Genomic DNA, 15903 nt, shown 5'->3' on the forward strand with positions numbered 1-15903 from the left:
GATCCAGAGGCCATCGACCAAGGAGCACCACATGCTGCGGACCAACCCGTACCTCGTCTTCAACGGCAATTGCGAGGAAGCTTTCGTCTTCTACGCCTCCGTCCTCGGCGGCGAACTGCGGATGACTCGATTCAGCGATATGGATGGCGCGGGGGAGATGCCCGCGGAGTTCGGCGCACGGGTCGCGAACGTGGCGCTCCCGTTGAGCGACACCAATTTCCTTTACGGCTCGGATTGCCCGCCCGGACAGGAAGTCGACAACACGCGGGCGGGCTTCACGGTCCAGCTCGAGGTCGATTCCGCGGAAGAGGCCGAACGCCTGTTCAATGAGTTCGCCGCCGGCGGCGAGGTGACCATGCCGTACGGCCCGACCGAGTGGGCCGAAGCCTTCGCCATGGTGAACGACAAGTACTCCGTGCCGTGGATGATCAACTACACGGGGAACAAGGGGTAGTTAGGCGTCACCGTAACGTCATCATTCGCGCCCGTTCGTGAGCCCGGCCCGGCAGTAGGGTCGGATTCGTGACCGGGCGCGAACTACGTATTGCGAGTGGAGTGGCGGCGGGCGTCCTGATTCTCGGCGTCGCCGAAGTGGTGGCTGTGTTCATCAGTTCCGACAGCACGCCGTTGCAGGCGGCCGGGGCCACGATCGTCGATCACACGCCGGATGGGTTGCGCGAGTGGGTGATCGACAGCTTCGGGACCAATGACAAGCTGGTGCTGTTCACGCTCATGGGCCTGGTCGCCCTGGTGGTCGCGGGAGTGGCCGGGCTCGTCGAACGGGTTTCGCGGCCGATCGGGTCGGTGCTCTTCGGGGTCTTCGGGCTGGGCGCGACGATCGCCGCGGTGAGCCGGCCGCATGCGAGCTGGACCTGGGCACTGCCTTCGATCTTCGGCGTAGCCGTCGGAATCATGGTGTTGCGCAGCCTGATTCGCCGGATCGGCGAGTTCGAAGCCGTCACCGAACCCAGCGACGTGGAGTTGGAACGCCGGCAGGTGCTGAAGGGTCTCGCCACCGCCGCGGCGGTCGGCATCGGCGCCGGTGTGCTCGGACGGGTAATCGGGGTGCGGTCACGGGATGTGTCGGGGGAGCGGGCCGAGGTGCAATTGCCGCCGCCGAGCGGACCGGCCGTCGCGGTGGATCCGGGGGCTGATCTGAAGGTTCCGGGGCTCGCGTCGTATGTCACGCCGAACTCGGACTTCTACCGCATCGACACCGCTCTGACCGTCCCGCAGGTCAGCAAGGCCGATTGGTCGCTGCGCATTCACGGCATGGTGGATCGCGAAATCCGTTTGAGCTATGACGATCTCGCGTCCCGCACCCCGGTGGAACGGCTGGTCACCCTCACCTGTGTGTCGAATCCGGTCGGCGGTGATCTGATCGGCAATGCCCTGTGGCTCGGCTATCCGCTGAAAGACCTTATCGCCGAGGCGGGTCCGCATGCCGACGCCGATATGGTGTTGTCCCGCAGCATCGACGGCTTCACCGCGGGTAGCCCGTTGCAGGTCCTCATGGACGGCCGCGATGCCCTGCTGGCCGTCGGCATGAACGGCGAACCGCTACCCACCGCACACGGGTACCCGGCCCGCCTGGTGGTCCCCGGCCTGTACGGATACGTGTCGGCGACCAAGTGGGTGACCGAACTCGAGATCACCAGATTCGATCGCGCCCAAGCGTATTGGACCAAACGCGGCTGGTCCGCGTACGGCCCGATCAAGACCGGGACGCGTATCGACACTCCCACCGGGCACGCCTCCTTGACGGCAGGCAAGATCGCCGTGGCGGGCGTCGCCTGGGCGCAGCATCGCGGTATCCAGGGCGTCGAGGTGCGCGTCGATCAAGGCGAATGGCAGCCCGCGCGCCTGGCCGCCGAACCATCGGCGGACACCTGGCGGCAGTGGGTCTACGAGTGGGACGCCACGCCCGGCCTGCACACCATCTGGGCACGCGCCACCGACCACGCGGGCGAAACCCAAACGGACAAGCGTCAGGACGTGGTTCCCGACGGTGCGACGGGATATCCATCGATTTCGGTGCGAGTTGGGTGAGTTGCGTACCGGCCAGGCCGTTTGATGGCAAGGTGACAGCTGTTTTCGTGAGGTGAGGGTATTTCGTCGGGTACGGCCGAAATTGGTCCGGCACCCGACTACCGGCGCGTGCATGACGGTCGACGGCACCCGAGTTGTGCGCTGAAGTCACGGAGAGGCGGAATTGCGCATGGCCGGAGTGCTGGAGTGGGCGCGGGCGGAAAACCTGCAACCGGAACCGATCACGCTCGACATCTGGAAGAAATTGCCCCGCGATTTCTGCCGGCTGGTCGAGGTGGTGAACGGCGATGTGGTGCGCGCCGAAACGCCGCCACCGCCGCATCGCAATGCCGCCCGGTGCATCGCCGCCATGCTGGAAGCCGCCGCCGAAGCCCACATGAGCAGGTACAACGACGGATGGCTGTGGGTCGGACTGGATCCCGACATCACGCTGTGGGAGTGGCCGCGAGTCACCTTGCGGCGGCCCGATATCGCCGTCTTCTCCGGCTCGCCCGACGATGTGGGGCCGCTGCCCGCCTCGCGGGTGAAGGTGGCCATCGAGGTGGTGTCGCCGGTGACCGAACGCGTCGATGTCGCCGACAAACAGGCGGAGTACGCGCTCGCGGGCATCCCCTGGTACTGGCTGGTCTATATGGATCGAGATCGGGTGAGCGCCATCCAGACTCACGTGCTGGTGCTCGGGCACTACCGCCCGCACAAACGCCTCACCCCGATCAGCGGCGAGACCACCGTCGACATGCCGATCGAGATCCGTCTCGACTGGACGCGGCTGATCGGCCTCGTCTACTGACGGCGACGGGCCCCCGCACCGGTGCGGGAGCCCGTCGAATCACTCAGCGGCGCAACGTCAGTGCCCCGCATCCGCCTTTTCCAGCGTGGGCGCACCCTGCCCGCCGGGCTGACCGAAGCCGACGAACAGCGCCGAAGCCACCACGCCGATCAACAGGATGCCCGCCGGCAGGTACATGGACTGGCTGAGCGCGGTGCTCAGCTTCTCCATGACGCCGGCCTTGACCTCGGGCGGCAGGTGGCCGAGACCGCCGCCGGTGCCCTCGCCGATCGGCCCGCTGGGCAGCTGCTGCGCGGCGATCCGGGCCGACAGCAGCGCGGCGATGGTCGCCGAACCCAGCACCGAACCCACCTGCCGGGTGGTGTTGTACACGCCCGCACCCGCGCCCGCCTGGTGAATCGGCAGGTTGTGGGTGGCGATGGAGGCCAGCGGCGCCCAGATGCAGGCATTGGCGATACCGGCGATACCGGCGAGCACCAGGTACGCGGGGATCGAGGCGTCCGGCTTCATGAGTGCCGCGAACCCGAAGATGGTGGCCGCGAAGGTCAGGAAGCCCGCGGTCGGCAGCACCCGCGGCGGCATCTTGTCCGACAGCTTGCCGATGACCGGGGCGAACACGCCGGTCAGAATCGCCATCGGAGCCAGCACCAGGGCCGACTTGGTCGGCGACATGTCGCGCACCTGCTGAAGGTAGAAGTAGAACGGCACGAAGGTCGCCGTCACCGCCGCACCCATGGCCGCGATGGCCAGGCTGGAGAGCGCGAAATTGCGATCCTTGAACAGGCTGAGCGGCACCAGCGGTTCACCGGTATTGCGCGACTGGTTCCAGACGAACACCAGCAGCACCGCGATACCGGCGATGATCATGCCCCAGATGACGCCGTCCCAATCGCGAGTATTGCCCTCCTGAATACCGAAGACCAGCAGGAACATTCCGGCAGCCGACAGCACCACGCCGACCAGATCGAACTTGTGCTCATGGGTGTCCAGCGACGGCACCAGCCACACCGCGAGCCCGAAGGCGATGATGCCGATCGGCACGTTGATGTAGAAGATCCACTCCCAGCCCTTCCAATCCACCAGGGCGCCACCGAGAATCGGGCCGACCAGGGTGGCCAGACCGGCCACGCCGCCCCACAGGCCCATGGCCGCGCCGCGCTTGTCCGGCGGGAAGGTGCGGGTGATGACGGCCATGGTCTGCGGCGTCATCAGCGCCGCGCCGAGGCCCTGCACGGCGCGGGCCGCGATCAGCATCTCGATGGAGCCCGACAGCGCGCACCACAGCGAAGCGGCGGTGAAGACGAACAGGCCGAGCAGGTAGATGTTCTTGGGGCCGTAGCGATCTCCGAGGCGGCCGGTCACCAGCAGCGGCACCGCGTAGGTGAGCAGGTAGGCGCTGGTCACCCAGATGACCTTGTTGATATCGGCGTCGAAGGCCTTCATGATCGCCGGATTGGCCACCGCGACGATGGTCATATCCAGCAGGATCATGAAGAACCCGACGACCAGCGCGTATAGCGCCAGCCACGGATTGCGTTGTGTGGTCATGGATTACGTTCCTGTCCCGGATGGGCGGCCGCGAGGCGCGTGGCCGCCGGTGGCATGAGGTAGTCGGAAACGAGTTGGGGCGGAAGGTTTATCGGGCACCGCCTCTCCGGACGGACTCGAGGTCCTCGGCGGTGAGGGTGGCGGCCCAGTCGTGGCCCAGTGGGGCGGCGCAGGTGGAGGTGCGCTCACCGGTGGCGGGATCGAAGTCCTCCCACTCCAGCGCGCCGCTCGAAATATCGGCGATGAACCGGCGTACCCACTCCGCCTCGGTGGCGGTGAGTGCGGCCACGTAGTCGATGACCGCCCAGAACCGACGCGGCACCGCCCGGGATCGGGCCCATTCGCGCAGCGCGTCGTACTCGGCGAGTCGGCCTTCGATCCAGGTGATGCGTTCGCGGAGCAGGGTGGTGACCTCGTCCACCGGCAAATTGTGCGCTTCGGCCAGGGCGACGGGGAAGATCGGGTACTCCTGTACGGGCTGCCGCAGGATGTCGGCGATGCGCCGGCGCAGCGCCGCGGTGCCCGCGCCGGTGATCCGGTAGGTGGTGCGTTCCGGCCGGTTACCGGCCCGATCCGTCCCCTCGGCGACCACCAGTTCCTGCTCGGCCAGGCGGGCCACGGTGTGGTAGAGCGAGCCGGGTTTGATCTTCACCAGCTCGTCCTCGTGCCGGTTCATCAGCAGTTGATACATCTCGTACGGATGCATCGGGTTCTCCTCCAGTAGCGCGAGCACCGAGACCGCCAACGGTGTCAACACCGGCCCCGCCTGCTTCCCGCTCACGGCATCCTCCACTCTTCCGCGCCAAATATTCCACGTGGAATATACGGCTTGGAGCATGTCCGCCACAAGCCCTCCGCGCCGCCGCGGCCGGGGTCTGTGAACCCGTCCGGTGTGCGGCACCGGGCGGGCCACTGTTTTGTAGGCTGCTGACCGAGGTTGAGATGAACGGGAGCGGACCGTGACGGTACTGGTCAAAGGGCAGAACGTGGCGGTCGAGGCGGGCGAGGTGGTGGTCTCGGCGCGATCGATTGCGGGCGTTGATGTTTCGGCGCTGCTGGTGCGCGCGGACGGAAAAGTCCGGTCCGACGCCGACTTCGTCTTCTTCAATCAGGCGACGGGGCCGGGGGTGCGGCTCGAGGCGGGAACGTCGGGCGCGCTGCGGATTTCGTTCGCCGCGGTGCCGGCGGAGATCGCACAGGTCCGAGTGGTGCTGACCTTGCCGGATCCCGCGACCAGCTTCGGCGGGTTCGCCCCGCCCCAGCTGCTCGTGCACGACGGCGCGGGGAATCCGCTGGGCGAGTACGTGATCGAGGGGCTCTCCAGCGAATCCGTGGTGATCGGGCTGGAACTGTATCGACGCGGCGCGGATTGGAAGCTGCGAGCGGTCGGGCAGGGGTATGCGGGCGGATTCGCCGCGCTCGTCACCGATCACGGGGTGAGCGTGGACGACGAGCCCGGCGAGGTCCGCACCGCACCCGGTGAGGAGAAGCTGTCGCTGGAGAAACGGGAACGCCTCGACCTGCGCAAGCGCGAAGTCGCGAAAGTGCTGCTCACCAAGGGCGCCGAGCGCGTCCGCGCCCGGGTCGTGCTGGTCGTCGACAAGACCGGCAGCATGTCCAAGCTCTACAACACCCGGGTGGTGCACCGCGTCGTGCAGCGCATGGTCCCGGTCGCCATCCAACTCGACGACGACGGCAAGCTCGAGCCGTACCTCTACGCGGTCGGCTTCGCCAAGCTCCCCGATATCACCGTGGCGACCGTGGACGAGTGGGTCGAGACCTACCTGCACCTGTCCGGCACGCACGGCGGCATCGACTACACCCCGCTCGGCGGCACCAATCACGAACTGCCCATCATGGGCGAGATCATCGCCGGCCTGCGTCCCGGCGGCACCCCCACCCTGGTGCTGTTCTTCACCGACGGCGGCTTCAGCAAGAAACGCGAAATCGCCGCCCTCATGCGCGAAGCCGCGGCGCTGCCGGCCTTCTGGCAATTCGTCGGTCTCGGCCGGGCCAACTACGGGCTACTGCGCACCATGGACGAAATGGACGGCCGGCTGGTCGACAATGCCGGCTTCTTCGCCGTCGACGATATCGACCAGCTCACCGACGCGGAGCTGTACTCGCGCCTGCTCGCCGAATTCCCGGACTGGTTGCGGGCGGCCCGGTCAGCGGGCGTGCTCCAGTAGCTTGCGCCCGTGGGCGAGCAGCGCCGAATGCTCGGGCCAGCGCTCCTTGATCCACTCCGAATCATTGTGCGCGCAATCGATTCCGGCCATCGCGTATCCGGTGAGCTCGAAATCCAAGCTGTGCCGCAGGGTGTCGCCGGGCTCGTCGGTCGTGGCCAGTCGCGTGGTCAGCGCTCGGACCCGGCGCTCGGACCAGTGCAGGCCGCGCCGGTGCGCGTGGCGGTCGACCACGTTCAACGCGATGGCGGCCACGATCACGCCGATTACGGTCTCCAGGAAGCGATCTCGGATCATCGGTCCGGCCGAGCCGCTCAAACTGCCCGCGCCGCCGGCGAACAGCGCGGTCGGGGTGAGGAAGGTGACCGCGATCGCGTAGTTCCCGGCGATGAACAGTTCGATGCCGAACATGAGCACGGTCAGCATGGCGACCAGGCCGTAGCCGGATGGATGCAGCATCCACAGGCCCGCGAACAGCAACAGCCCGGCACAGGTGCCCGCGAGCCGGTGAATCGCCTTGGCGTGCCCGCGAACTCGATCCGGGCCGGTGCCGAGAATGACCAGCGCCGCGATCACCGCCCAATAGGGCCGCAGCGAGCCGATCGCCAACCCGGCCGCGCCCGCGATCGCACACGCCACGAATACCCGGACGGTCGTGGTCGAGGCGTGCGAATGCGGTGAGGCGGCCCGGCGCAGCCGGTACCCGATGCTCGGCACCGGCGGCCGCACCCACCGCGCGCCGCGCCGAAAGTCCAGGGCCACACTGATTCCGGTCACCGCCAGCGCGGAAATCCAGCCCAGGGCGGCGAAGCCGGTAATCGTCGCGATCGGCACTCCAGCCTCGGCGGCCACCATCCCCGCCGAGGCGGTCAACGCGAAGAACAGCGGCCCCGGCGGCCCGGCCCGCAGCGCGCCGATCACCGCCACGCTGGCCACCGCGATCCCGGTCATCAGCACCGTGGTGACCATCGCCGCCGCGGTGCCGCCGCCCATCGCCCGCCCGGCGATCGCACCCAGCGTCGTCGAAACCAGCAATGCCAGCCCCGCGATCGCCACCATGGACCCGCGCACCCGAATCGGCCGCCCGTCGCCGTACATCACCGCGAACGCCCCGAACGTCACGAACAGCGCCTCCTGCGGGTGCCCCGCCCCCACCACCAGCGCCGCCGGAACCGCGAAGGCCGCAGCGGACCGCACCCCCGCCCCGACCCGGCTCCGCACGGGCGGAACCCGGAACAGCAGCCCCCTGACCCGCGCGATCTCCGGCAGCGCGGCGTGTGTTTGCGATTCGGATGTCACACCCCATTGAAACAGGTGAGCTTCGCTAACGAATTCCGGGCAGCCTTCGCAAGCACAGAATGGGTCACCGAGCGGTTTGCGCGGTGGCGTGCCCCTCCATGTCTGGCCATGGATCAGAAGTCGCCGGGGCGGGCGGCCGGGAAACGGCGCGGGGCCGGACCCCTCGATGAGAGATCCGGCCCCGCACGGGGTTTCGGTGATTACACGGTCGGCGCGAACGCCTCGGTGATGATCTCCTGCTGCTCCACGGCGTGCACCTTCGACGAACCCGAGGACGGGGCCGACATGGCGCGGCGCGAGATGCGGCGCAGCTTGCCGAACCGGGCCGGGAGGATCTCCGGCAGGTTCAGGCCGAAGAACGGCCACGCACCCTGGTTGGCGGGTTCTTCCTGGACCCACACCAGATCGGTGGCGTTCGCGTATCCCTCGAGCGCCTCGTTGAGACGGAACTTCGGGATCGGGTACAGCTGCTCGGTCCGCACGATGGCGACATCGTCGCGGTTGTGCTTCTGCTTCTCCGCTACCAGCTCGTAGTAGATCTTGCCGGAGGTCAGCAGCACGCGCTTGACCTTCGAGCGGTCACCGTTGCCCGACTCGTAGGTGGGCTCCTCCAGCACGGTGCGGAACTTGTTGTCGGTGAAGTCCTCGATCTCGGAGACCACGGCCTTGTTGCGCAGCATGGACTTCGGGGTGAAGACCACCAGCGGGCGGCGGATGCCGTCCAGGGCGTGCCGGCGCAGCAGGTGGAAGTAGTTCGACGGGGTGGAGGGGACCGCCACCGTCATCGAACCCTCGGCACACAGCTGGAGGAAGCGCTCGATACGACCGGAGGTGTGGTCCGGGCCCTGGCCTTCGTGACCGTGCGGGAGCATGAGCACGACCTCGGAGAGCTGGCCCCACTTGGCCTCACCGGAGGAGATGAACTCGTCGATGACGGTCTGCGCGCCGTTGACGAAGTCACCGAACTGCGCCTCCCACAACACCAGTGCGTCCGGGTTGCCGAGCGAGTAGCCGTATTCGAAGCCGACGGCCGCGTACTCCGACAGCGCCGAATCGTGCACCGCGAACCAACCCGGCGCCTTGGACCCGATGTTGTGCAGCGGGGTGTACTCGCCGCCGGTCTTGCGGTCGATGATGACCGAGTGCCGCTGCGAGAAGGTGCCGCGGCGCGAGTCCTGACCGGTGAGGCGGACCGCCTTGCCCTCGTCGATGAGCGAACCGAAGGCCAGCAGTTCGGCCATCGCCCAGTCGATCTTGCCCTCGTACGCCATCTCGCGGCGCTTCTCCAGCACCGGCTTGACACGCGGGTGGACCGTGAAGCCCTCGGGCACATTGACGAACGCGTCGCCGATGCGCTGTAGCACCGTCTTGTCCACGGCGGTGACCAGCGCGGTCGGCATGACCTGCTCGTCCTCGACCGATTCGGACGGCTCCGGGGTGTACTTCTCCAGCTCGCGAACCTCGTTGAAGACCCGCTCCAGCTGACCCTGGTAGTCGCGCAGCGCGGCCTCGGCCTCGGTCATGGAGATATCGCCACGGCCGATCAGGCTCTCGGTGTACGCCTTACGCACCGAACGCTTGGTGTCGATCACGTCGTACATGTTCGGCTGCGTCATCGACGGGTCGTCGCCCTCGTTGTGGCCGCGACGGCGGTAGCAGATCATGTCGATGACGACGTCCTTGCGGAACTTCTGCCGGTAGTCGACGGCCAGCTTGGCCACCCACACACAGGCTTCCGGGTCGTCGCCGTTCACGTGGAAGATCGGCGCGCCGATGAACTTCGCGATATCCGTGGAGTATTCGGTGGAGCGCGAGTACTCGGGCGCGGTGGTGAAGCCGATCTGGTTGTTCACCACGATGTGCACGGTGCCGCCGGTGCGGTAGCCGCGCAGACCCGACAGGTTCAGCGTCTCGGCGACAACACCCTGTCCGGCGAAGGCCGCGTCACCGTGCAGCATGAGCGGCACGACGGAGAAGGAGCGATCCTCCTCGCCCTTGGTGACGATGTCTTCCTTGGTGAGCAGATCCTGCTTGGCGCGAACCAGACCCTCCAGCACCGGGTCGACGGCCTCGAGGTGCGACGGGTTGGCGGTCAGCGACACCTGAATGTCGTTGTCGCCGAACATCTGGATGTAGGTGCCCTGTGCGCCCAAGTGGTACTTCACGTCGCCGGAGCCGTGGGTGGCGGCCGGGTTCATATTGCCCTCGAACTCGGTGAAGATCTTCGAGTAGGGCTTGCCGACGATATTGGCGAGCACGTTCAGGCGACCGCGGTGCGGCATACCGATGACGACCTCGTCGAGGGCGTGCTCGGCGCACTGGTCGATGACAGCGTCCATCATCGGGATGACCGATTCGGCGCCCTCGAGCGAGAAGCGCTTCTGGCCGACGTACTTGGTCTGCAAGAAGGTCTCGAACGCCTCGGCCGCGTTCAGGCGGGACAGAATGTACTTCTGCTCGGCCACCGTCGGCTTGGCGTGCTTCTGCTCGACGCGTTCCTGAATCCATTGCAGCTGTTCGGGATCCAGGATGTGGGTGTACTCCACGCCCACGTGCCGCGCGTAGGCGTCCCGCAGGATGGAGAGCACGTCGCGCAGCTTCATGCGCTCCTGGCCGTGGAAGCCCGCGACATTGAATTCGCGATCCAGGTCCCACAGGGTCAGGCCGTGCTGGGTGACATCCAGGTCGGGGTGCGAGCGGAACTTGTCCTTGACCAGGCGCAGCGGGTCGGTATCGGCCATCAGGTGGCCGCGGCTGCGGTACGCGTTGATCATTTCCTGGACGCGGGTCGACTTGTCGATGCCGCGTTCCTTGATGTCCTTGCGCCAGCGCACCGGCTCGTAGGGGACACCCATGCCGTGGAAGATCTCGTCGTAGAACTGGTCCGAGATCAGCAGGTTGTGGATGGTGCGCAGGAAGTCACCGGACTCCGCACCCTGAATGATGCGGTGGTCGTAGGTGGAGGTGAGCGTCATCAGCTTGCCGATGCCGATCTCCGCCAGCTGCTCGTCGCCCATGCCCTGGAACTCGGCCGGGTACTCCATGGCGCCCGCGCCGATGATCGCGCCCTGGCCCTGCATCAAGCGCGGCACCGAGTGGTTGGTGCCGATGGTGCCCGGGTTGGTCAGCGAGATGGTGACGCCGGCGAAGTCGTCGTTGGTGAGCTTGCCGTCGCGCGCCCGGCGGACCACGTCTTCGTACGCATTGTGGAACTGCGCGAAGCTCATGTCCTCGGTGTTCTTGATGGCCGCGACCGCGAGCGAACGCTTGCCGTCCTTGCCCTTGAGGTCGATGGCCAGGCCGAGGTTGGTGTGCGCGGGGGTGACCGCGTTCGGCTTGCCGTCGATCTCGGCGAAGTGCCGGTTCATGTTCGGGTAGGACTTGATGGCCTGCACGATGGCGTAACCCAGCAGATGGGTGAAGCTGATCTTGCCACCGCGGGTGCGGGCCAGATGGTTGTTGATGACGAGCCGGTTGTCGATCATCAGCTTGGCCGGGATGGCGCGCACCGAGGTCGCGGTCGGGATGGTCAGCGACGCCGACATGTTCTTCACGATGGCCGCGGCCGGTCCGCGTAGTACGGCGGCCTCGTCCTCGGCGGCGGGCTTCGGGCCACCCGTGGTGGGGGCGGCGTTCGAAGTCTTGGCCGGGGTGGTCTGCGGGGCGCGCACCTGAGCCGGGGCCGGGGCCGGGGCCGGCGCGGCGGCAGCGGGGGCGGGCTGCGGAGTCGGAGCGGCGGCGGGAGCCACGGTCGGCGCGGCGGCGGGGGGAGCTGTTGCGGCTACCGGCTTGCTGTTACCGGTGTCGCCGGTGTTCTCCGGCGTGTAGTCGGCCAGAAACTCGTGCCAGCTCTCATCGACGGACGAGGGGTCTTGCTTGTACTTCTGGTACATCTCGTCGACAAGCCACTGGTTCTGTCCGAACTGGTCTGTTGAGCTGCTCACAGCAGGTGTTCGCCTCATTTCGTTCTTCGCGCTGCGACGTTTGTGACGTGCCCGGCACGGGTAATCGGCGGATGCGCGCCGATGCGCCCCCACTGAGGATATGCCCACCCCTGTTTGCCCATGAGCGTGGACTACCAGCGAGTGGACACGTCCCCTAGTGACGACTCGTCCTCGAACGAGAATATTCCTTCCTCGGCGGCGGCCGCAGCCCACAAGCGGGAGTACGCGCCGCGTTGCGATAGCAGTTCTTCATGAGTGCCGATTTCGGCGATCTTGCCCTGCGCCACGACCGCGATCCGATCGGCTTGCGCGGCGGTCGCCAGCCGGTGCGCGACGATCACCGCGGTGCGTCCTCGGGTCACCGATTCATTCGCCACCAGCACCGATGCCTCGGCCGCCGGATCCAGCACCGCCGTCGCCTCATCCAGCAGCAATAGGTCCGGCCGCACCAGTTCGGCGCGGGCCAGGGCGATCAGCTGCCGCTGCCCCGCCGAGAGGCCGCGACCCCGCTCGCCGACCGGTTGCCGCATTCCCATCGGTAAAGCATTGATGGCGCCGAGCGCGCCCACCGCCGCCGCGGCCGCCTCGATCTCCGCAGGATTCGCAAAAGGTTTGCCAAATGCAATGTTGCTGGCGATGTCGCCGGTGAATAAGTGAGCTTCTTGCGGAACAACTCCCAAGCGCGCTCGGAAGTCGGTGAGCGCGTAGTCGCGGATATCGACGCCGTCCACGCGGATCACGCCGGTGTTGATAGCCCCGTGATCTGCTGTTTTCGCACGCGGCATGTCGTAGAGCCGGGCCAGGAGTTTCACGATCGTGGACTTGCCGGCGCCGGTCGCGCCGACCAGGGCCAGGCTGCTGCCCGCCGGAATCCGCAAATTCACGCCATCCAGTGCAGGGGTATCGACACCGGGGTAGTGGAAGCGCACCTCGTCGAAGACGACCTCGCCGTTCAGCCTTCCGTCGATGGCCACCGGACGCGCCGGATCGGGGGTGATCGAGGACGGGGTGCGCAGCAGTTCCCCCACCCGCCGCAGTCCGACCCGGGCCTGCTGGTAACCGTCGAAGAGCTGCGACAGCTGGAAGATCGGCCCGAACAGCAGCCGCAGGTAGAGCACGAAGGCGACCAGGGTGCCCGCGGTGGTGCTGCCGTGCGCGACCTCGCGCGCGCCCATGAACACCACGACCGCGAAAGCCAGGTCCGCCCAGGCGCTCACGAACGCGAAGTAGACGGAGATGGCCTGCTGTGCGCCCATCCGGCTGACCCGGTAGCGGTCGGAGTATTCGGCGAAGCGCTGCGCCGCGCGGCGTTCGTGCCGGTGCGCCTGCACCACCCGCAGCCCCGCCACGTTCTCGGCGAAGTCGGCGTTCACGGTGGCGGCGTGCTCCCGCGATTCGCTGTAGGCGCGATCGGAGACCCTCCGGAACCACCAGGTGGCCAGGAACAGCGGCGGCAGCGTCACGAAGACCACCAGGGCCAGCTGCACATCGATCACCAAGAGCGCCACCGCGATTCCCACCACCGTCAGCAGGCTCACCAGCGTGTCGGGAACGCCCGTCTGGAGGAAGGTCGACATGGCGTCGATATCGGTGGTCATCCGGGTGAGGATGCGGCCGGACAGTTCCTTCTCGTAGTAGTCCAGCCCGAGCCGTTGCAGGTGGGCGTAACTGCGCACGCGCAGCCCATAGAGCACCCGCTCTCCGGCCCGCACACCCCACACCAATGCCGTCGAGGCCACCAGCCAGCCGATGCCGACCAGCAGCACCCCGGCGATGGTCGCGCGCACCAGCGCACCGCCGTCGTCCTTGCTCACGCCGCTGTCCACGGCATACTGCACGATCGACGGAAAGCCCACGCCGACAAGCGCGTCCAGCGCCAGCAAGAGCACGGTGGCCGCCACCAGCCAGCGCACCGGGCGCAGCAGCCCGGCCAGCCGGAAGCCCGGATCCGGTTCGCGCAGTTCGTGATCGTCGAGCCCGGGTTCCTCGCTCGCCGCGGGCAGCTTCGCCAGCGACCGCCGCACCTCGTCCGGGACCTCGACGCCCGGCGCGAAATCCGCTGCCCCGGCCGTGCCGTTCGATGCGGTGGGCGCGGCGGCCCCGTTCGGGATCTCCGTCGCGGTGGTGCTGCCCGGGACCGCGAGAGGGGCGACGCCGCCCGGGATTTCGAGATGATCCGCGTCGAGCGCCGCCTCGATCGAGGTCCGCTCGGAGCCGAAGGGGATAGGTCCGGGGAGGCGGACGACGCGGTCGGCGCGCGCCAGGGTGGATTCGCGGTGCGCGAGGATAAGGGTGGTGCGGCCCGAAGTGGCGGGCAGGGCATCGAAGATCGCGGCTTCGGTGACGGCGTCCACGGCCGAGGTGGCGTCGTCGAGGATGAGGATGCGCGGGTCGGCGAGCAGGGCCCGCGCCAGGGCGATGCGCTGGCGCTGGCCGCCCGAGAGGGTCAGGCCGCGTTCGCCGACCACGGTGTCGTAGCCCTCGGGCAGCGCTTCGATGAATTCGTCGGCCGCGGCTTGCTTTGCGGCGGCGCGGATTTCGGGTTCGGTGGCATCGGGGCGGCCGAGCGCGATATTGGCGGTGATGGTGTCCGAGAGCAGGAACGCCTCGTCGAACACCACGCCCACCGCCGAACGCAGGTCGGCCGCACGGAGATCGGCGATATCGGCGCGGGAGTCATTGCTGTACAGGCTGATTCGACCGGATGTCGGCGTGTAGAAGCGGGGCAGCAGCAGTGCGAGCGTCGACTTCCCGGATCCGGCGGGCCCGATGATCGCGACCGTCTCACCCGGTTTCACCGTCAGGTCGAAGTCCCGCAGGATCGGCTGACCCGGCACGAAACCGAAGCCGAGCGAATCGATTTCGATGCCGAGCGGACCCTTCGGCAGCTCGACCGGGTGCTCGGGATCGGTGCGCTCGGGTGCGCTGTCGATCACCTCGTGCACCCGTTCGGCGGCGGCGCGGGTCAGCTGCGCCATCACCAGCACCATGGATACGGTGCGGGTGGCCGCGGTCATGGTGCCCACGTACGCGGTGAACGCCAGGAACGTGCCCACGCCGATGGAACCGTGCAGCGCCAGCACGCCGCCCACCGCGATCACCGCGACCAGTCCGGCCTGCGGGATGGCGGCCAGGGTCGGCGCGAACCGGGCGTCGATGCGCGTGGCCCGCAGCTTCTCCGCGTACAGCCGTTTGCCGTGCCGCTCCAGTACCTCCACCATCCGGGCTTCCTGCCCGAACCCCTTCACCACGCGAACGCCGGTGATGGTCTCCTCGACATGCTGCGCCAGATCCGAACCGCGCTGCTGCGCCGACCAGGTGGCCGCGTACAACTTGGGCCGCACCCGGTACACCACCACCGCCAGCGCCGGCACCACCAGTAGCGCCGCGAGGGCGAGGATCGGCGAGAGCCACAGCATGATGGCCGCGGCGAGCACGAATTGCAGTGCGGCGGTGAGGGACCACGGCCCCATGGCCAGCAGCCCCTGTACCAGCGTCAGATCGCTGATGGACCGCGAAACCACCTGTCCGGTGCGCAATTCGTCCTGTCCGCGCCCGTCCAGGCGCTGTAGGGCCGCGAGCAGGTCGACCCGGATCTCGTGCTGGACGTCGAGAGCCAGCCGCCCGGCGAACCACCGCCGCCCGAGCGCTGACAGGAACCGCGCTCCGGCCAGTGCGGCCAGCACCCCCGCCATGGCCGTGATGATCCCGGTGTCCCCGGCGACCGCGCCATCCAAGGCCCGCTTGGCCAGCAGCGGCCCGCTGACCTCGACCACGGCACCGGTCACCACCGCCACCAGCACCGCAGCGACCAGGCGCGGATGCTCCCGGCACCGCTCCCACAACCGCCGCAGCCACCCTTGCGCCCGCCCCGCGTCCACCGGCCTCGCCCCCACCCGCATCTCCATCACCTCACTCGCCATCATCCAGTACGACAACGACAACCCCACCCCCGCTTTGTTCCCGCACCCCACCTTCGCGCGACCCGACCGGGAGTGTCGTGCCGCCTACCCGGCGGATCCAAGACCAACGTGACGGTGCCGCCTACTGTGCGGGCGGCTGTAGTGCGGCCGCGGGTTGTGCCGGT

The 15903-nt window shown here is 67.8% G+C and carries 9 protein-coding genes; 4 read left to right on the top strand and 5 right to left on the bottom strand.

The features are described 5' to 3' along the window. Positions 1-31: 31 nt before the first annotated feature. From NI1_RS10190 to NI1_RS10200, 3 genes are all read left to right on the top strand, one after another. Positions 32-454, top strand: coding sequence for a VOC family protein (locus tag NI1_RS10190; protein ID WP_084522879.1), 423 nt, complete (start codon positions 32-34; stop codon positions 452-454). Between the two features lie 68 nt (positions 455-522). Then, a complete protein-coding gene (locus NI1_RS10195) occupies positions 523-2049 on the top strand; it encodes a molybdopterin-dependent oxidoreductase (protein ID WP_067817272.1) in 1527 nt (508 codons plus the stop codon). A gap of 169 nt (positions 2050-2218) precedes the next feature. Next, entirely contained in the window at positions 2219-2839 is a 621-nt protein-coding gene (locus NI1_RS10200; protein ID WP_067817275.1) for a Uma2 family endonuclease, read from the top strand. Between the two features lie 57 nt (positions 2840-2896). Here the strand turns inward: NI1_RS10200 and NI1_RS10205 are convergent, their stop codons facing one another. Further along, positions 2897-4387, bottom strand: a complete 1491-nt coding sequence (locus NI1_RS10205) for a DHA2 family efflux MFS transporter permease subunit (RefSeq protein WP_067817278.1) — start codon at positions 4385-4387, stop codon at positions 2897-2899. Between the two features lie 88 nt (positions 4388-4475). Then, on the bottom strand, positions 4476-5168 hold the full coding sequence (locus tag NI1_RS10210) for a PadR family transcriptional regulator (protein WP_067818131.1): 693 nt from the start codon (positions 5166-5168) through the stop codon (positions 4476-4478). Positions 5169-5346: 178 nt separating this feature from the next. Between NI1_RS10210 and NI1_RS10215 the strand changes: the two genes are divergently transcribed. Further along, positions 5347-6576: a vWA domain-containing protein gene (locus NI1_RS10215; protein ID WP_067817281.1), complete on the top strand. Its 1230-nt coding sequence runs from the start codon at positions 5347-5349 to the stop codon at positions 6574-6576. Here the strand turns inward: NI1_RS10215 and NI1_RS10220 are convergent. The 3 genes from NI1_RS10220 to NI1_RS10230 all read right to left on the bottom strand — a co-directional run bounded on the left by NI1_RS10220 (position 6556) and on the right by NI1_RS10230 (position 15718). Then, a complete protein-coding gene (locus NI1_RS10220) occupies positions 6556-7872 on the bottom strand; it encodes an FUSC family protein (RefSeq protein WP_067817284.1) in 1317 nt (438 codons plus the stop codon). The two genes, NI1_RS10215 and NI1_RS10220, sit on opposite strands and share 21 nt — an antisense overlap. Positions 7873-8072: 200 nt before the next feature. Next, the gene (locus NI1_RS10225; protein ID WP_084522986.1) at positions 8073-11834 is read right to left on the bottom strand and encodes a multifunctional oxoglutarate decarboxylase/oxoglutarate dehydrogenase thiamine pyrophosphate-binding subunit/dihydrolipoyllysine-residue succinyltransferase subunit; all 3762 of its coding nucleotides are present in this window, start codon (positions 11832-11834) and stop codon (positions 8073-8075) included. Between the two features lie 113 nt (positions 11835-11947). Further along, positions 11948-15718, bottom strand: a complete 3771-nt coding sequence (locus NI1_RS10230; RefSeq protein ID WP_157535067.1) for an ABC transporter ATP-binding protein — start codon at positions 15716-15718, stop codon at positions 11948-11950. Positions 15719-15903 lie beyond the last annotated feature (185 nt).

It is taken from the genome of Nocardia inohanensis NBRC 100128, assembly GCF_001612945.1.
GTDB classification, from domain to species: domain Bacteria; phylum Actinomycetota; class Actinomycetes; order Mycobacteriales; family Mycobacteriaceae; genus Nocardia; species Nocardia inohanensis.